Source organism: Paenibacillus sp. CH40 (assembly GCF_024213605.1).
GTDB lineage: Bacteria > Bacillota > Bacilli > Paenibacillales > Paenibacillaceae > Paenibacillus > Paenibacillus polymyxa_B.
Genome location: NZ_JANAVQ010000007.1, coordinates 1 through 20,270, shown reverse-complemented (window position 1 = coordinate 20,270; position 20,270 = coordinate 1). Strand labels below are relative to the sequence as shown.

6 protein-coding genes are annotated in these 20,270 nt (G+C 53.7%); 2 read left to right on the top strand and 4 right to left on the bottom strand.

What is annotated here, in order from left to right; all coding sequences use genetic code 11:
* Positions 1-130: 130 nt before the first annotated feature.
* Positions 131-1,471, bottom strand: a complete 1,341-nt coding sequence (locus NLX73_RS18960) for a cellulase family glycosylhydrolase (protein WP_254327011.1) — start codon at positions 1,469-1,471, stop codon at positions 131-133.
* A 384-nt stretch (positions 1,472-1,855) separates the two neighbouring features.
* Between NLX73_RS18960 and bglS the strand changes: the two genes are divergently transcribed.
* Positions 1,856-2,569, top strand: coding sequence for a beta-glucanase (gene bglS, locus NLX73_RS18955; protein WP_414126420.1), 714 nt, complete (start codon positions 1,856-1,858; stop codon positions 2,567-2,569).
* Between the two features lie 716 nt (positions 2,570-3,285).
* On the opposite strand, the gene NLX73_RS25175 is transcribed toward bglS, so the two are convergent.
* Both NLX73_RS25175 and NLX73_RS18950 read right to left on the bottom strand, forming a co-directional pair.
* Complete coding sequence (locus tag NLX73_RS25175; protein ID WP_367997117.1) at positions 3,286-3,381, bottom strand: TetR family transcriptional regulator; 96 nt, start codon at positions 3,379-3,381, stop codon at positions 3,286-3,288.
* Between the two features lie 14 nt (positions 3,382-3,395).
* Complete coding sequence (locus NLX73_RS18950) at positions 3,396-3,977, bottom strand: TetR/AcrR family transcriptional regulator (protein ID WP_254327010.1); 582 nt, start codon at positions 3,975-3,977, stop codon at positions 3,396-3,398.
* Between the two features lie 119 nt (positions 3,978-4,096).
* On the opposite strand from NLX73_RS18950, the gene NLX73_RS18945 reads away from it, so the two are divergent.
* Positions 4,097-5,107 carry an NADP-dependent oxidoreductase gene (locus NLX73_RS18945; RefSeq protein WP_254327009.1) on the top strand — a complete coding sequence of 337 codons (1,011 nt, stop codon included), beginning with the start codon at positions 4,097-4,099 and terminating at the stop codon, positions 5,105-5,107.
* A gap of 1,681 nt (positions 5,108-6,788) precedes the next feature.
* On the opposite strand, the gene NLX73_RS18940 is transcribed toward NLX73_RS18945, so the two are convergent.
* The coding region (locus tag NLX73_RS18940; protein WP_483311709.1) for an amino acid adenylation domain-containing protein at positions 6,789-20,270 on the bottom strand (13,482 nt) is incomplete at its 5' end.

Below are 20,270 nucleotides of genomic sequence, written 5' to 3'. Positions count from 1 at the left end.
TCGCGAAGAGCTTTCTTCTTCCATTTGTTCACCGCCTGCTAAGTGATTTTGAGTTCTCATTTCTATAAAATAATACAACAGCCTATCCAATTGGACAGGCTGTCGGTAGCTGAAAGTATTAACATCATTCTTATTGTGCGTCAGTCGGTGCATTAATGTATGTATCTGTAAGCACATCAGTCGGTGCATCCGCAGGCACATTATCCGTTGCTGATTCACTGTTCTGGAGTAGTGCTCTCGGATAGGCCTGTGCACGCTCATAGTACCAGCCAAACAAAAAGCGGGCCATCGCCTGACGTCGGGTATCGCCATCCCACTTTAACCCTGCTGTTGGGTCCGCAAATGAACTCCTTGCTCCAGATTCCAGCAGAAAGCCATTCATATGTGCGGTCATGCTGACATTACCGGCTGCTGTAAAAATGGACTTCGTGTTTTTCCCAAATCCATCATTAGAGCCGTTAAACAAATTCCAGTACTCTGAATCGCCGGGTTGTGTTTTGAACCAGGTAAATTCTGTAACATTTATTGGATAGGCTTGAGCTGCCGCCTTAATGTTGGAATCCCATTGCGATTGCAGCTTGTCCTTGTTATCATAAGCTCCGTAGCCCGGATACCAGTGGACAGCATAGCCGTAGTTGTTCAAGGGGTCTGTCAGCGGGTGTTTTGCCACCGGGCTGTAAAATTGGTTGTATCCAAGTCCTGCAGCCCAGATGACATTATCCGCTCCTTTACTTCGAATCGTGGAAATGATAGAGTTCTGGAATCTTCTCAGATCATTCCAATGGTCAAGAAAATCATTCTCGCCGGGATAGCCTCCCCAATGCCCATTCGCATACGACTTAATTGGCTCGTTGATCAGTTCAAACATGACGTTATCCGCGCTATTAATAGCCGGCTGCGAGGCAAGATACCCCCAGATTTGATTAAATTTGTCCAAATTGGATTGTGTTGTAGCCTGGTCGTTAGCCAAAGTGAAATCAAGACCAAGGGTAACATAAACGCCCTTTGTTTTCGCATAATTGATGTATGGAATAATCACATTTTGTGTAACTGCCTGTAAACCGGCGAAGTTGTATGACCCTGCGGCCACATCTCCCATATCCTGGCGGTCAATAAACAATCGGACCTGATTCATATACCAACCGTGGTTGCTTCCATACTTCGGTCTGGTGTCCGTAAAGGTGTCGGTGATATCCTTCAAATAAGCCAAAATTGCTGCATGACGATTGTTACCATTCAATTTGAGATAATAATTACTGTTTTGATAGGTCCAGTATGCTCCCGACGGCTGATGCCAGCCACTCAAAACAACAGGTTTTCCGCTGCTGTTCACCAATTGATTGCCCCTGACATGGAGCTCTCCCATGGGCATACCTGACCATGCATCTATATGTTGGTCAAACACCGGTTTTAAAGGCAATATGAATACAAGTATCAGAACTATTTTACATACCATACCTAATTTTTTCAAAGAAAGGCCTCCTCCTCAAAAATTTAATTGACTATTATGCCAAAAGAATAAAATGGTATAAACATGTAGTGGCTCCGCTTCCTGAGTCTATCCTATTGCAAAATCATCACCTCCCTTAATGGAAAATTATAACGTTTATTTGTATTTCTTGCATCTAATTGTATAACTTACATTTCCAAACCACAACTTGATAAAATTCAGTTTTTTTGAAATTATTTTTCAATCGTTAAGTTTGCTATAGTCTACGCCTCAATTTCAAGCTACAATGAAGATGCCAAATATGGAAGCGCTTTATATTTTTTGATAAGCCAGTCAATACTTGAAATAATGTATCATTGCCAGCCGTTTCTTTCATGTTTGGTCAATCTTTTATGGAGGTGTAAAATGAAGAAGAAATCTTGGTTCACTTTAATGGTCACGGGTATTGTCTCTCTGTTTTTTTCGGTAAGCGTTTATGCGGGGAATGTTTTTTGGGAACCACTTAATGGTTTCAATTCTGGTGCATGGCAAAAGGCGGATGGATATTCCAATGGGAACATGTTTAATTGCACTTGGCGTGCCAATAATGTCAATTTTACGAACGATGGCAAAATGAAGCTTGGCTTAACAAGTTCTGCGTACAATAAATTTGACTGTGGAGAGTATCGATCGACGAACACTTACAGATACGGCTTATACGAGGTCAGCATGAAGCCTGCTAAAAATACAGGGATCGTATCTTCCTTTTTTACGTATACGGGACCTACTGATGGCACGCAATGGGACGAAATAGATATTGAATTTTTAGGCAAAGACACGACAAAAGTGCAATTCAACTATTATACAAACGGGGTCGGTGGTCACGAGAAGATTGTTGATCTGGGCTTTGATGCATCAAGAGGATTCCACACCTATGCTTTCGATTGGCAGCCAGGGTACATTAAGTGGTATGTTGACGGGGTTTTAAAGCATACGGCAACTACAAACTTACCAAGCACGCCAGGCAAGATTATGATGAATTTATGGAATGGCACTGGCGTTGACGACTGGCTGGGTTCGTATAATGGAGTGAATCCGCTATACGCTGAATATGATTGGGTAAAATACACGAGCAATTAGCCCGTAGTACAAAAGCAGCCCTGTAGGGGCTGTTTTTTTGATGATGCACTGATTCAGCCATGTTCCGGACATAAAGAAAAGAAACATAATTTCCTGATCTAAAAATCCAATTCGCGACATCATTTCTTTGCCAAAGCGACTGAGAAATTTTGAATACATAGCTATTTGCATAAAAAGAACGGGTGTGTTCAATTTTATTTCTATCTAAAAAATCAAACATGGTTTTTCGAAGTTTAGTGAATCGAAAGCTCTTTGCATGTAAAGTAGGAGCCAGTTGTTGTGGGTAATTTCTCAGCACTTGGAGAACCTACGTCCGCTAAGCTGTTGTTTGACACAGATGTAGACGGTAAGCTCGAAAGCTACGGATATGCGGTACCATACTAAACATCGCAGATCTGACGACCTGAAGAAGTCGTGAAAGTGTTATTAAAAATATGTGAAAGCGTTATCGTTATTGCGGATAAAACAGTAAGTTAAACGTGTAAGTTACTAATGCAATTTGGGGGCCCATTTTGACTGCGCGGTCGGTCAACGCTGTGACAGGAGCGGCGAGGCGGGCCGGAGTTCGGCTGTAGAGGACATCTGGGCCGCCGATCATCGTACTCAGTGCCTCTGCCATGCCTTCTTGGCGTCAAGAAAATCCACGAATAGCAGCAGCCATTCGCGGAGCGCCACCACCAGCTCCCGCTCCATCATCAGTTGTACGGCCGCATCAATCAGCGTATCGCTCTCTCCTTTCGGTACACCGCCTCGATCAGTGCGTTGCGCGTCGGGAAGTGACGGTAGATAGTGCCGATGCCGACCTCCGCCACGCGTGCGACCTGCTCTAAAGTGGCGGCTGAGCTCTGAAATCGCTGCTCGCTCGATTCGTCAAGATCGCGCTCGCGATAATATTGAAGTGATGCTCAGCTCGTGGCGCGGACGAGGGCTGGTCGCCGAGCCACGCGAGCGCAGCAGCTAGCGAGAACAGGTCTTCACCATCCATGTCGGTACGAGCTAGACCCTCGGCTTGAGCGCGAGTGAGAAGCCGCGTGCCTGCCGTGCGCAACGTGACGCACGAAGCATGGAGTGCGGACTCCGTGTCCTCCATAGCTGCAATCATAGCTGCCACAACACCTTGATAGATGCCCGTGAATGTAACGACGTCGCGTAGCCACGACACAAGTGCATCATCGGGTGAACTCGCAGTTTCGAGCTCACACGCCTTTGCCGTCAGCTCGTCAAAGCCTACGCGGAGTAATGCATCAAGCAGCGCCTCTCTGGTCGGGAAATGACGATACAATGTGCCGAGCCCGACTCCAGCTCTGCGAGCGATATCGCGTAGCGATGCATCGGCGCCGTGCTGGGTTACAACGACGTTTGCGACTGCCAGTATGTGCTCATAGTTTTTCTTCGCATCGACTCGCATATGCTTCCTCCTTGACAATTGGAGCGGTGCTCCGTATAATCACAAACGGAACAATGATCCGTTTATGTGGAGCACTGCTCTGGTAAGTATAACTCATCTGCATGAAAGGAGAAAGCAAGATGTCTACAGATACAATGAAGGCGATTCGTCTGCATGAATTCGGCGGCCCTGAGGTACTGCGTTACGAGGAGGCGCCGCTTCCCGAGTTGAAGCCAGGTGAGGTGCTTGTCCGCGTTCACGCGGTTGGCATCAATCCCCCCGACTGGTACCTGCGCGAGGGGTATAAGGATCTTCCTCCTGAGTGGCAACCGGCGGTGTCCTTTCCCTTCATTCTGGGGTCGGACGTGTCGGGGGTCGTCGAGGCGGTAGCCACGGATGTGCAACGCTTCTCCGTCGGCGATGAAGTTTTCGGCATGGTTCGCTTTCCTAGCATGGGGGAAAGCGCTGCTTATGCCGAGTACGTCGCCGCGCCAGCGTCGGATCTTGCACTCAAACCGGCTGGCATCGATCACGTGCACGCCGCAGGGGCGCCGATGGCAGGTCTCACTGGATGGCAGTTCCTGATTGAGCTGGGCCACAATGAAGCGAATCCGTTTCAACCGGAGTCGCATCGCTCGGTGCCGCTGAGCGGCAAGACGGTACTCGTCAATGGTGCCGCGGGCGGCGTGGGGCACTTAGCGGTGCAACTGGCTAAATGGAAGGGTGCGCACGTCATCGCGGTGGCATCAGGCAAGCATGAGTCGTTCCTGCGTGAGCTCGGTTCCGACGAATTCATCGACTACACCAAGAGCCCTCCCGAGGACATCGCCCATGACGTTGATCTCGTCCTCGATACTCTCGGCGGTTCCACCACTGGTCGTTTCTTGCGTACGCTCAAGCGCGGCGGCGCTTTATTCCCGGTGTTCTTAGGCTTCTCCGACGCCGAGGAGGCCGCGAAGCTGGGCGTTACGGTCTCAATGACCCAAGTGCGCTCGAACGGCCCGCAGCTGGCGGAATTCGGACGCCTGCTCGATGCCGGGACGGTTCGTGTTGCCATCGACAGCACGTTTCCACTTGCCGATGCTCGCAAGGCGCATGAACGAGCCGCCGGTGGGCACATTCAAGGCAAGATTGTGCTCACGGTCGTGTAAGGACAAGGCCTTATACTTGAACTTCATCCATCTGGCAATTGTGAGATTTACGTATATCAGGACTCTTTTGGCTGAGCAATGACGAACTTCGAGAAATAATTGTACCCCCCTCGTATAGATATCCATTAACGAAAATAAAAACCCGATGATACTTACTCATCGGGTTATACTTATAACTACATTTATTGGAAATGGGATTTTTTTATATTCATAAAGTAATAAAATATCCGAGTAACAATAAATTGAATACGATTCAGTCAAGAATATATTCAACTCTTCATGCGTAGTTAAAGCTTTCACACTGAATTTCGTATTTTATCCGAGATGGGGGGCGCTGAAGCTTAATCATGGAGCTTACAACTGGAGCACTCGCGTAGGAAGTCCTGTTCAACTTTAAATAGCATGGTACGATGGAGAGTGTTAGTGAAAGAATTCCATTTCAAGTTATTACTTAGTTATACAAATTCTTTAGATTTTCTTTAGAAATATACTCATTAATTCCTTAGTTTTTTTACTATGCTTTCTGAAAGAAAAAGAGAGAAGTTCAAAATGGTCAGTAATAACTTAATAAATCTAATTAACCACTATGCTTCCAATTGAAATTGCCTTTTGAAAATAGCCCAAGTAGCTAACCGTGTCAATTAAAGTTTTTCTAAAGACTTCTATGGAATGCGGAGAAGCTCCGCTTCCTAAACCTCTTATTTCAATTCCCCATTTTTTAAACTTTCTTTAGAACTATATGCATAGATTACTCATAAATTTTCGTTAAGGTTTTTAAGTACGCCGAGTACATTGCGTTTCTCCATTCCAGTTGTCCGGTAGACTGTGCTTTCACTTGTTGAACTACCAATACAATTCCTTGCGATACGCCAATAATCTGTGAGAACCGAATTGGATTGAGTTTATTCGTTTTCCGAATACACTTTATTTTTTCTCCTATATCTTCATTGTTCCACCTACTTATCTATAAAAAATAAAAACAGTCCCGATATAAAAACTTTCCATCGAGACTGTTTGAGTTAAGGTACTGTATTTTCTTGTAGGTAATATTTCAAATTAAGAATGGTGTTGTATTTATAATGGCAAAAAAGTGTCAGGTGATAAAAAAGTCGTGAACCAATTTTGTTGATTTTACTGCGTTTGCCAGAGCACGTGATAAACACGAAAAATAAAAAGTCTGAAACCACCACAAATTACCATAAAAAGAAAGTTGGAAACTTGTACTATTACGATAATATAATTTTCATAACCATTTCCTCAATATACTGAATGTCGCATATAACGTGCTTAAATGTCGCATATAACGTGCTTAAATGATCAATTTTCTTTTTCAAAGAATTATCTCTAATAATCTGTCCATCTTTAGTCCATTGTCCATATATTTGAACTAACCGCCCTGTAGTTCGTGAGAGTTCAAGAAGTGCTGTGCCATTATATCTCTAGCTAGTTTATTAATTCTCTTTTTTTGTTCGAATGATAGCTTGATGTTTGATTCTTAGTATACCAAAGGTAAACTACGATTTCTGTTGTGTTTTGTCGATTTTCCAATAAATTGAAATCGTTACTCAGCGGCACTTGATGTCAGATTCCTGTGGTGGATTTTTCCCTTTCATTTGGAAAAAAACACCCGGCAGGATGCGTACCGAGAGAAATACGGCATACACCCAAGCCGGGTAAGGGATTAGAAAATAATATCAATAGCCTCTAGCACATCTTGCTCCTGTTCGGATTGCCCGTTCAGGTGAATATCCTTCAACAGCACCGAAGGCTGTTCGCAAATTTGGGTGATGATCACGAGCAGGTCCTGAGCGAAATTGTCGATCAGATTGAGCGTAAACAACTTGGTGGCATATTCAAACTGCCCGTTCATTCCCTCATCCAGCAACGAAATGACTAAGGTAAGATCAAATTGGGAAACCGTATGAGTTTCCGGATAAGATTCGATCTTGATATCCCCGAAGCTTTGAACGTTATCTTCCTTGGTTTCCAGAGCAAACATGACATCGAATACAGGATTGCGGCTTTGATCTCGCGGCGCCTGCAGCTTTTTCACAAGCTCCTCGAACGGATAATCCTGGTGGTCGTAGGCCCCCAGCATCGTTTCTTTGACTTCGTTCAAGTAAGCGAGGAACATCTTCTCCCCGGACGGATAATGGCGAATCGCCAAAGTGTTGACAAACATTCCGATGAGCGGCTCCAGGTCGGCATGTGTGCGGCCCGAAACCGGTATGCCTACAATGAAGTCTTCTTGTCCCGAGTACTTGCTGAGCAGGATTGAATAGGCCGCCAATAACACCATATAAAGGGTGGCACCGTTCTCATCGGCGATGCGCTGCAAGCTGTCGGTCATCTGCTTGTCGATGCTGAAAGGCAGCACATCTCCCTCAAAGCTGCGAGCGGCAGGTCTGACAAAGTCCGTAGGCAGTTCAAGCGTCGGCAGTTCGCCTTCCAGCACGTCCAGCCAGTAGGCTTCCTGACGTTTCAACCGCTCTTTTACAGGTTCGGACTGCTGCCAAGCGGCGAATTCCTTGTATTGAATCCGAAGCGGTTCCAGAGTCTCGCCGTTATACAAGCGCAGCAGCTCTTCGACGAAGATGCCCATCGACATGCCATCCGTGACGATATGATGAATGTCCAGCATGAGCAGATGCCGTTCCGCTTCCCATTCGACTAAGCCCACACGCAACAGCGGCGGCCGTTCCAAATCAAATACGCGCACAAAGCCGTCTACGATGCTCTTCGTTTCACTTTCCGTCGCTTTCGTATACTCGACGGCAAACTTCAAGTCCGGATAAATCCGTTGTACCGGTTCGCCGTCGACCATTTCGAAGCCGGTTCGCAAAATTTCGTGACGAGCTATCAATCCTTTGAGCGCCGCCTCGAATTGATTCCGTTCCAAGCGCCCGACGAGAACCGTCATGCCGGACATGTTGTAGCTAAGCTCGGCGCCTTCCATCTGCTGCTGGATGTACAGCCGTTTTTGCACGGAGGAAAGCGGATAGTAATCCCTCTTATCCAGAACCGGAATGGAGAGGTGTTCCTGCCGCTCCAATTGGCTGATCGCTTCGGCCATCGCTTCGATGGTCGAGTGCCGGAACACATCGCGCAGCGGCAGGTCCACGCTCAGCTCCTTGTGCACCTTGCTGACCAGCGTCGTCGCCCGCAGGGAATGCCCGCCGAGGTCGAAGAAGTTGTCCGTCACGCCAATCGTGACCGGTCCGAGCACGTCCTGCCAGATGGCGACCAGTTTCGCCTCCAGTTCGGTGCGCGGCGCCACGTATTCGCGGCCTGCGCTTGCTCCCCCTTCCGGCGCCGGCAGCGCCTTCCGGTCGATTTTCCCGTTCGGCGTCAGAGGCAGGCGCTCCAGCTCGACGAAGTACGACGGGATCATGTACCCCGGCAGCTCGTTGGAGATCGCCCGTTTCAGGTCCGCCGCCGTCAGTTCGCCATCCGTTGTGTAGTACGCGCACAGCGCTTTCTGCCCGTTCGCGTCACTTCGAACCAGCACCACCGCTTCGCGCACGCCTTCCACCCGCAGCAGCTGCGACTCGATCTCGCCCGTCTCGATCCGGTAGCCCCGGATTTTCGCCTGATTGTCGATCCGGCCGATGAAGTCCACGTTGCCGTCTTCCATCCACCGCGCCAAGTCTCCCGTGCGGTACAGCCGCTCGCCCGCGGCGAACGGGCTGTCTACGAACTTCTCTTCCGTCAGCTCCGGACGGTTCAAGTACCCGCGCGCCACTCCGACTCCGCCGATGACCAGCTCGCCCAGCACCCCGACCGGCACCGGGTTCAGATGCGCGTCCACGATGTAGAATCTCGCATTTAGCCACGCTTTGCCGATCGGCACATTGCCTGTCTGCGGCAGCTTCGTCAGCTCCTCGTCGTAGAAGCTAGAGTCGATCGCCGCTTCCGTCACGCCGTATGCGTTGATGATCCGGAACAACGAGCCGAAGCGTTCCTGCAAGGTCCGGTAATCCGCCACGCTGCAGCTGTCCGAGCTCGTGATCAACAGCTCCATCCAGCTCATATCCAGCCCCTGCTCGTGCACGTACTCCAGGAACGGCACGATCAGCGCCGGCGTCGATTCGAAGATGGTGACCCGCTCCCGCTCAATCCAGTGGTGCAGACGAGACGGATCGATCCGGTCGTCCTTCGGCACAATCACCATCGTGCCTCCGTTGTACAGCGTCCGCGCGATATCTCCCACGAACACGTCAAACGAGAAGCTTGCGAGCTGCAGCAGCCGCACCGGGAACTGATTCAACCCGTATTCCCGCCGGTAGCCCGCCGCCGTGTTCACCAGGCTGCGGTGCTCGATCATCACGCCCTTCGGCTTGCCCGTCGTTCCCGACGTATAGATCACGTACGCCAGATCCTCCGGACGGGCTTCATGGAAGCTGTTGGCATTCGTCCGCTCCTCGCTGAACGACGCTTCGTCGTCCAGGTACAGCACCGCTGCCAGCGCCAGCTCCTCTTCGCCGAGCCAGGCTTCGGCACGCTCTCGCAGCGCCGTTTGCGTCAGCAGTACCTTCGCTCCGCTATCTTCGAGCATGAACCGCACGCGCTCCGCCGGGTAATCCGGGTCGAGGGGTACATACGCCCCGCCCGCTTTCCAGACAGCCAGCACGGCCACCAGCAAGTCCACCGAACGCTCGGCGAGAATGCCGACGATCGTCTCCCGGCCGATGCCGCTTGCGCGCAGCGTAGCCGCCAAGCGGTTCGCCCGCTCGTTCAGCTCCACATACGTCAGCCGCTCGTTCTCGTACACGACGGCCGCCTCTTCCGGCGTGCGCTCCGCCTGTTCCTCGAACAGCCGGTGGAACGCGGCCGCAGGAGCCGCTTCCGGCTGCGCCGGGTGGAACGCGCCGAGAATTTGTTCTTTTTCCGCCGGTGTCAAAATGCCCAGCTCGGCAATAGTCGCCGACGGGTTGCGAAGAATGGATTCAAGCAGCTGCAAGTAGTGAGCGGCCAATTTCTCCACCGTTTCGGTTTTATAAAGAGCAGTGGCGTATTCAAACAGATATTCCAAGCCTTCCTCGATCTCCGTGACGTCCAAGCTGAGATCGAATTTAGAAACAATTTCTTCGCTGGCATACGTCGACAAATGGAGTCCGGGAAGCTGGATTTCCAAATTCTCTGTATTCTGCAAAGCAAACATCGTATCGAACAGCGGATTGCGGCTTAAATCGCGAGCCACGTTCACCTTATCCACCAGTTCCTCAAACGGATAATTCTGATGTTCAAAAGCGCCCAGTGTCGTCTCCTTGATTTCCTTCAAGTAGTCAAGGAACGTCTTACCGGCAGCCGGATAACTGCGGATGGCCAGGGTATTGACGAACATCCCGATCAGCGGCTGAACGTCGCTGTGATTTCTTCCCGCAATCGGCGTACCCACCACCACGTCTTCTTGTCCTGTATATTTATGCAATAATATTGTATAACTAGCAAGCAGAACCATGTAAAGCGTTGCGCCGTTCTCGGCTGCAAGCCGTTTCAGACCCTCACTTTTCTCGCTATGCATAAACAATTGCAGCGTGCGGCCCTCGTAGCTCTGCATAGCCGGGCGCGGATAGTCCGTCGGCAATTCCAAAACCGGCAGCTCTCCGCGGAACATGTCGAGCCAGTAGGCTTCCTGCTTGGCAAGCTGAGCTTTCTGCTCGTCCGATTGCTGCCATACCGCATAATCTTTGTACTGAATGCGGAGCGGCTCCAACTGCTCCCCGCTGTACAAGCGGACGAACTCTTCGATCAGTACGTCAATCGAAACGCCGTCAGATACGATATGATGCGTATCGAACATTAGAATGTGCCGGTCCGGCGCCAGTTCGGCAAGGCCTACCCGCAGAAGTGGCGGCTTCGCTAGATCAAACGGACGAACGAATTGGCGCACCGTTTCTTCCGCCTGCTCCCCGCTGATCTGCACATATTCCACCTGGAAGGCGGCTTCTTCGTAAATCCGCTGAACCGCTTCGCCTTTTACCATCTCAAAACCGGTACGCAGCGTTTCATGACGAGCTACGAGCCCGCGGAACGCTTCTTCAAACCGCTGCCGGTCGAGCTCCCCTTCGAGCAGCATAGCTCCCGGTATGTTGTAGCTCAGCTCGGCTCCTTCCAGCTGGTTCAAGATATAGAGACGTTTCTGAGCGGAAGAGAGCGGATAATACTCGCTAGGTTCCGCAGCCGGAATAGCCGTGAACGAGCCGATCTCCAGCCGCTCCATAGCCGCGGCCATTTCCTCAACCGTCGAGTAGCGGAATACGTCGCGAAGCGGGAATTCAACGCCTAGCTCCTTATGCATTTTGCTGACAAGCGTCGTCGCCCGCAGGGAGTGTCCGCCGAGGTCGAAGAAGTTGTCCGTTACGCCTACCGCCTTCTCCCGAACAAGCACATCCTGCCAAATGGCGGCCAGCTTCGCCTCCAGTTCGGTGCGCGGCGCCACGTATTCGCGGCCTCCGCCTGCTCCCCCTTCCGGTGCCGGCAGCGCCTTCCGGTCGATTTTCCCGTTCGGCGTCAGAGGCAGGCGCTCCAGCTCCACGAAGTACGACGGGATCATGTACCCCGGCAGCTCGCTGGCAATCGCCCGCTTCAGGTCCGCCGCCGTCAAGCCTTCTTCCGCTGTATAATAAGCGCACAAAGCTTTCTGACCTTCTTGATCTTCCCTGACGACGACGACCGCTTCCTTCACGCCACCTACACTCAGCAGCTTCGCTTCGACTTCGCCCGTCTCAATCCGGTACCCCCGGATTTTCGCCTGGTTGTCGATCCGGCCGATGAAGTCCACGTTCCCGTCCTCCATCCACCGCGCCAAGTCTCCTGTGCGGTACAGCCGCTCGCCCGCGGCGAACGGGCTGTCTACGAACTTCTCTTCTGTCAGCTCCGGACGGTTCAAGTACCCGCGCGCCACTCCGACTCCGCCGATGACCAGCTCGCCCAGCACCCCGACCGGCACCGGGTTCAGATGCGCATCCACGATGTAGAATTTCGCATTCAGCCACGCTTTACCGATCGGCACATTGCCTGTCTGCGGCAGCTTCACCAGCTCCTCGTCGTAGAAGCTGGAGTCGATCGCCGCTTCCGTTACGCCGTAGCTGTTAATAATACGGAACTGCGAGCCGAAGCGCTCCTGCAAGGTCCGGTAATCCGCCACGCTGCAGCTGTCCGAGCTCGTGATCAACAGCTCCATCCAGCTCATATCCAGCCCCTGCTCGTGCACGTACTCCAGGAACGGCACGATCAGCGCCGGCGTCGATTCGAAGATGGTGACCCGCTCCCGCTCAATCCAGTGGTGCAGACGAGACGGATCGATCCGGTCGTCCTTCGGCACAATCACCATCGTGCCTCCGTTGTACAACGTCCGCGCGATATCTCCCACGAACACGTCGAACGAGAAGCTTGCGAGCTGCAGCAGCCGCACCGGGAACTGATCCAACCGGTATTCCCGCCGGTAGCCCGCCGCCGTGTTCACCAGGCTGCGGTGCTCGATCATCACGCCCTTCGGCTTGCCCGTCGTTCCCGACGTATAGATCACGTACGCCAGATCCTCCGGACGGGCTTCATGGAAGCTGTTGGCATTCGCCCGCTCCTCGCTGTACGACGCTTCGTCGTCCAGGTACAGCACCGCCGCCAGCGCCAGCTCCTCTTCGCCGAGCCAGGCTTCGGCACGCTCTCGCAGCGGCGTTTGCGTCAGCAGCACCTTCGCTCCGCTGTCTTCGAGCATGAACCGCACGCGCTCCGCCGGGTAATCCGGGTCGAGCGGCACATACGCCCCGCCCGCTTTCCAGACGGCCAGCACGGCCACCAGCAAGTCCACCGAACGCTCGGCGAGAATGCCGACGATCGACTCCCGGCCGATGCCGCTTGCGCGCAGCGTAGCCGCCAAGCGGTTCGCCCGCTCGTTCAGCTCCGCATACGTCAGCCGGTCGTTCTCGTACACGACGGCCGCCGCTTCCGGCGTGCGCTCCGCCTGTTCCTCAAACAGCTGGTGGAACGCGGCCGCAGGAGCCGCTTCCGGCTGCGCCGGGTTAAACGCGCCGAGAATTTGCTCTTTTTCCGCCGACGTCAAAAGCTCCAACTGATTCACGCGGATGTTCGGGTTAGCCGCAACCTTCTCCAGTGCCCGGGCAAAATGACCGTGGATCAGCCTGATGTCTTCCTCTCTGAACGTCAGCGCGTTGTACGTAAACCGCAGCAAAATATGCTCTTCCGGAATGACGGTAATGTCCAGGTCGTAGTTCGTTTGCTCCGGCGACTGGATATTAGCGATTTTCAGCGCTTCTTTGTCTCCACCGACGACCTGCTCAATCTGTTCTTCCATCGGATAATTTTCAAAGACCATGATATGGTTGATCAAGTCGCGCTTTTGCTCGCTCAGCGACTGAATTTCGAACAGCGGGAACGTTTCGTAAGCTCCCGATGCCAGCGCTTGATCCTGGGTTTTTCTCAAGATATCGGCTACCGTCTCCTCGGCTTTGCCTTGAATACGGACCGGGATCGTATTAATAAACAGGCCGATCATGCTTTCGATGCCCGGAATTTCCGCCGGACGCCCGGATACGACGGAGCCGAATACGACATCCTCGCTGTTGTTATATACCTGCAGAACCAGTCCCCATACGGTCTGCATGAACGTATTGAGCGTCACCTGCTGCTGGCGCGCCACCCGCTCGATTTGCCCGGTCAGTTCCTTGCTGAGTTCCACATCGATTTCAGCCGTTTCAAAAGCGCCCTGCTTCAGCTGCGTTTTCTCCTGCGGCAGCTTGGTCTGCTGATCGTAACCCGTCAAATACTCCGACCAGTAACCCGAAGCTTTCGTTGCATCTTGAGCTTCCAACCATTCGATATACCGGGAGTACGAGGTAACCGGAGGAAGCTCTAGCGCTCGCTTCTCCTGAAACGCAAAGTAAGTGTCGAACACTTCCTTGATCATGAAGGACATACACCAGCCGTCCATCAAAATGTGATGATGACTCCAGATCACATGGTAGGACTCGTCGCCTGTGCGCACAACGGTCACACGCATAAGAGGACCTCGGGCCAGATCGAACTTGTTCGCTTTATCCGCGCTGACAAAATCGGCTATCGTATTCTCCGGGTGTTCATCGCTTGCCGAACGAATATCTTCGAAGTACACTTCACACTTCCGCTCGCGGAATACCACTTGAATCGGCTCGTCTCTCCAGCCGGTAATAAAGTTGGTCCGCAGCGCCTCATTCCGCTGCACCAGCGTATCCAATCCTCGGGTGAAGGCTTCCACATTCAGGCTTCCGTACAGATCAAAGGTCACCTGTTCGAAGTAAGCTTCCGAATCGGCATCCAGCAAGCTGTGGAACAACATCCCTTTTTGCAGTGGAGTCAGGGTGTATACATTCTCCAGTTCGCCGAGTGCCGCCGTATGTTCGGACAGCCGCTCCAGTTCCTCCACCGTCACATCTTGAAGCAGTACGTCGCTAGGCGTAAGCTCCGGCCGCTCTTTCGATACGCAATGGCTGATGACTTCACGCAAGCTCGAATGAAGCAGGGTGCCCAGGCGCTCTACCGTTTCCCGTTTATACTGGGTTTCCCCATAACGGATCGTGAGTTCCTGCACTCCTTCCGACACCATACCGTTGATATCGAGGACATAATCCATCACTGCATTCGGGCTTGAATCGGAGCCCGGGCTGAACGGAGACGGCCTCGAGCCGCTGCTTTCGTAATCCTGGTCGAACTGCCCCAAATAGTTAAAGCTTATCTCCGGCTCCAAAGCGAAGCGCTCGCCGTCACGCGGCGCCGACAAATAACGCAGGATGCCGTAGCCGATTCCTTTGTTCGGAATGCGGCGCAAGCTTTCTTTAACCTGTTTCACCTGATGACCGAGCGCCTGGGCGTGACCCGGCTCCAGAACGACAGGGAACTGGCTTGTAAACCAGCCTACCGTGCGCGTAATGTCCACATCTGGCAAAATATCTTCCCGGCCGTGGCCTTCGAGATTCACCAGCACGCGTTCCCGGCCGCTCCAAGCTTGTACCGCGAGGCCAAGCGCGGCAAGCAGCAAATCGTTCATTTCCGTATGGTAAGCACGGTGTGCCTGCTTCAGCAGCTGTTCGGTTTCCTCCGCCGTCCAGCGAACGGTCACGAGCCCGCTGTCCTTCAGCTTGGATCTGCCTTGTTCAAAATCTTTCGGAAGCGGCTCATAGGTCAATTGCTCGATATGCTGCCAATATTCTCTCTCGCTTTCCATCGCCGGACCGTTCGCATAATCAGCGAGCTGTTTCGCCCACGTTTGGAATGAATCCGTTTTGAGCGGCAGACGGATCGGCTGCCCTTGCAGCGCCTGCTCATAGCCGGCAGCAAAATCCTCAAGCAGAATCCGCCAGGATACGCCGTCTACGACCAAGTGATGGATCGCGATGAGCAGGTGGTCGCCGTCGTCGCAGCGGAACAAGCCGAGCTTCACCAGCGGACCGTTTTCCAGATCGATGCTCGCTTGAATGTCATTCGCCTTAGCCTCTACCGCTTCTTTCACGTCGCCGACTCCCTTGAAATCGACAACTTCCAGATCGAACAGCGCTTCGTTCTCCCCGGCGCCGCGGTTCCAGGCGGTATAGCCGTTCTCGGTTTGGCGGTAAACCGTACGGAGAGCATCGTGATGCACGACAAGCTGACGCACCGCTTGGCGTAAAGCTTCTTCGTCAAAGCCTTGCTTGGAGAACTGCATGAACGCCTGGTTGCTGTGATGCACGTCGGCCGGATTTTGTTCAAAGAACCAGCGCTGAATCGGGGTCAAGATGACCTCTCCCGTCACTTCGGCCTGGCTTGCCGTTCTCTCCGCCGTTTGCAGCTGCAAACTAAGGGCGGAAATCGTCGGGTAATGGAACAAATCTTTCATGACCAGCTTGTACCCCGTTTGCAAAAGACGGGACGATACCTGCAAGGCCTTGATCGAATCGCCGCCGAGCGCAAAGAAATTGTCCATCGTGCCGACCTGATCCACGCCCAGCACCGACTGCCAGACCGACGCAAGTGCTTGCTCGGCAGGAGTACGAGGCGCCGTGTATGCAGCCTCGGCACGAATGCTTCCTTCCGGTACAGGCAGCGCTTTACGGTCGATCTTCCCGTTCGGCGTAAGCGGCATTTGATCCAGGCGCATGATGCGCGAAGGCACCATATGGGAAGGCAGCGCGGCGTCCAGATGGGCCACAAGCCCTTCCAGATCGAAGCTGGAATCCGCTACGACATACCCGCACAAATATTTCTGCCCCCGCTCGTCCGTCCGGTCGATGACAAGCGCTTGACGCACGCCGGCAAAATTTTTCATGGCCGCTTCAATTTCACCAAGCTCGATCCGATAGCCGCGAATTTTCACCTGGTTGTCGATCCGGCCGATGAAGTCCACATTGCCGTCCGGCATCCAGCGCGCCAGGTCGCCCGTCCGGTATAGCCGCTCCCCAGCGGCGAACGGGCTGTCTACGAATTTCTCTGCCGTCAAATCCGGGCGGTTCAAGTAACCGCGGGCCACACCCGCTCCGCCGATAACCAGCTCGCCCAACACCCCGATCGGCACCGGCTTCAGATTCGCATCCACGATGTAGAACTTGGCGTTCAGCCACGCTTTCCCGATCGGCACGCTGCCCGTCTTCGGCAGCTTCTCCAGCGGCTCGTCATAGAAGCTGGAGTCAATCGCCGCTTCCGTTACGCCGTAGCTGTTAATAATACGGAACTGCGAGCCGAAGCGCTCCTGCAAGGTGCGGTAATCCGCTACGCTGCACGCATCCGAGCTTGTGATCAGCAGCTGCATCGAGCTGAGGTCCAGACCCTCGGCATGCACATGCTCCATGAACGGCACGATCAGCGCCGGAGTCGATTCGAACACCGTCACGGCGTAGTCGCGAATCCAGCCGTAGAGGCGGGTTGGATCAATCCGGTCGTCCTTCGGCACGATGACCATGGTGCCGCCGTTGTACAGCGTCCGCGCAATGTCGCCGACGAACACGTCGAACGAGAAGCTGGCGAGCTGCAGCAGCCGGATCGGGAACTGATCCAGGCGGTATTCCCGCCGGTAGCTCACCGCCGTGTTCACCAGGCTGCGGTGCTCGATCATCACGCCCTTCGGCTTGCCCGTCGTACCGGAGGTGTAGATGACGTAAGCCAAATCGCGTGGCTTGTTCACATTCGCCGGATTCGATGCGAGATCCGCCGCTAGTACGGTCTTCTCGGCTTCTGCCGTGGCGGACGTTTCGGCAGCAGCCGCTTCCGCCGCTCCGAGGCTGTACGTCGCGGCGTCGTCAAGCGCAAGCACCGTTTGCAGAACTAGAGCTCCGTCGCTGCGCCAAGCTTCCGCCTGCTCCAGCAGGCGGGTCTGTGTGAGCAGCACCGACGCCCCGCTGTCCGCGAGCATATACTCAATCCGCTCCGCCGGATAGTCCGGGTCGAGCGGCACATAAGCGCCGCCCGCTTTCCATACGGCGAGCACCCCGATCAACAGCTCCGCCGAACGGCCGGCCAGAATGCCGACCACCTGCTCCGGCTTCACCCCGCGCGCCCGCAGTGCATACGCCAGACGATTCGCTTTGGCGTTCAGCTCCGCATACGTCAGCTTGCTGTCTTCGTAGACAACCGCCAGTGCTCCCGGAGTGCGCTCCGCCTGCTCCTCGAACAGCTCGTGGAACGTTCTCTCTCTCCACGACTCATCCGCTTCCAAAGCTGTACCCTCTGCGGCGGGTTGCTTCGCAAGAGCCGAAGACGACACGTCAAACCCGACCAGCAAATCATGCTTTTCGCTGCCCGTCAAGATATCCAAATCCGAAATCCGCGCACCCGGCTGAGCCAGGATCGACGCCAATAGCTGCTCGTAATGACCCGCCAGCCGTACCATCGTTTCCTGTCTAAACAACGAGGTAGCGTACTCGATCTTGCAAACCAGCTCGTTATCGGCTTCCACGATATCAAGGCTAAGATCAAACTTTGCCGTCTTTTCCTCGATGTCGAACAGCGACCATTGCAAGCCTTCCATGGTTAAATCCAAGCTTTCGTGTTTTTGCAAAGAAAACATGGTGTCAAACAGAGGATTCCGGCTTAAATCCCGGCTCACCTGAAGAGCTTCCACCAGCTCCTCGAACGGATAGTCCTGGTGCTCGTAGGCTCCAAGCGTCGTTTCCTTCACTTCCTGCAAGTAATCCAGGAACGTCCGCTCCGCCGCCGGACCCAAGCGAAGGGCCAGCGTATTGACGAACATGCCGATAATCGGCTGCAGGTCGGCGTGAGAACGGGCGGCAATCGGGGTGCCGACCACTATATCTTCCTGTCCCGCGTATTTATGAAGCAATACGGAGTACGCAGCCAGCAGAAGCATGTACAGCGTCGCCCCCGAATCGCCGGCAAGCCGTTTGAGAGCTTCGCTTTTCTCCGCATCCAGCGTAAACGTGAGCGTTTGACCGTCAAACTGCTGGACGGCCGGGCGGGAGAAGTCGAGAGGCAGCTCAAGAACCGGAAGCTCGGAGCTGAATACCCCGCGCCAGTATTCCTCCTGCCGTTTGATGCGCTGGCGCTGCTCCTCGGATTGCTGCCAAACGGCGTAATCCTTATATTGAATCCGCAGCTCCGGCAATTCTTCCCCATTGTAAAGCCGCACGAATTCGCGCAGCAGCACGTCCATGGAAAGGCCGTCGGAACCAATATGATGAATATCCAGCGCGAGCAGGAATTTCTCTTTCTCCAGTTCGATCAGCAGGGCGCGCAGCAAAGGCGGCTGGGTCAAGTCAAAAGGCTGAATGAAGCCTTCAAGAATGGCCGCAACCTGATCTTCGCTTGCTTGAAGCTTCTCGACCTTGAAAGCTACGAGCGGATGAATACGCTGAACCGGCTCCCCATTCACGATTTCAAAACCGGTGCGCAGCATATCATGCCGGGCCACCAAAGTTGTCAGCGCCTTTTCCACTTTGGCCTCGTTCAAAGCCCCTTCCAACTGCAAGGCACTTGGGAGGTTGTAATTCAGCTCCGAGCCATCCAGCTGGTGCAGGACGTACAGCCTTTTTTGCGCGGAGGAAACCGGATAGTACGCTTTATCTTCCGCTTTCGGAATCGAGCTGTGCCGCGTTTCTTCCAAGCTGGCAATAGCCCCGGCCATCGACTCTATCGTCGTATAGCGGAACACATCGCGCAGCGGAAGTTCGACGTTCATTTCCTTCTGAATCTTGCTGACAAGGTTCGTCGCCCGCAAGGAGTGGCCTCCGAGCTCGAAGAAATTGTCCAGGACTCCAATGCCGGAGTAGCCCAGCACTTCCTCCCAGATCTTCACAAGCTGGGACTCCGTCCGGTTACGCGGCGCTACGTATTCGACGCCCGTTTGCAAGCCGCCTTGCGGCTCCGGCAGCGCTTTGCGGTCCACTTTTCCGTTGGACGTCAGCGGCATGCGCTCCAGCTGCACGAAGTACGACGGGATCATGTACCCCGGCATTTCCTGGGCCAGCGAGGTTCTCATTTCGCTGACCGTCAGCGTCCGGTCCGCCACAAAGTAGGCGACAAGCGCCTTCTCGCCCCCGCCGTCCTGACGGGCGAGCACCACCGCTTCTTCCACTCCCTCGACGTTCAGTAGCTGCGTCTCGATTTCGTCCAGCTCGATCCGGTAGCCGCGGATTTTGACCTGGTGGTCGATCCGGCCCAGGTATTCGATGTTGCCGTCCGGCAGCCAAGCCGCCAAGTCGCCCGAGCGGTACAGTTTCTCCCCCTCCACAAACGGGGAATCGACGAACTTCTCCGCCGTCAGATCTGGACGGTTCAGGTATCCTCTCGCAAGGCCTTCCCCGGCCACGTACATTTCGCCCGCTACGCCGATCGGCACAGGGCGGCGGTTTTCATCAAGGACGTACACGCTCAGCGTCGGGATCGGCTTGCCGATATTGCTCTTCGCCGCCTCAATCTCGACCCACGTAATTTCCTTATACGTAACGTGAACCGTCGTCTCGGTAATGCCGTACATATTAATCAGCTTCGTCTCCGGGTACTTCGTCTTGAAGCCCTTGAGCAGCAGCGGACTGAGCGCTTCGCCCCCGAAGATGACGTTGCGAATCCGCAGATCGTACGGATGGTCCGCCAAGACCTCACGTAGCAGCTGGTAGAAGTACGTTGGCGTCTGGTTCAAAATCGTGACCTGTTCGCGGCCCAGCAGCGCCAGGAAATCGGC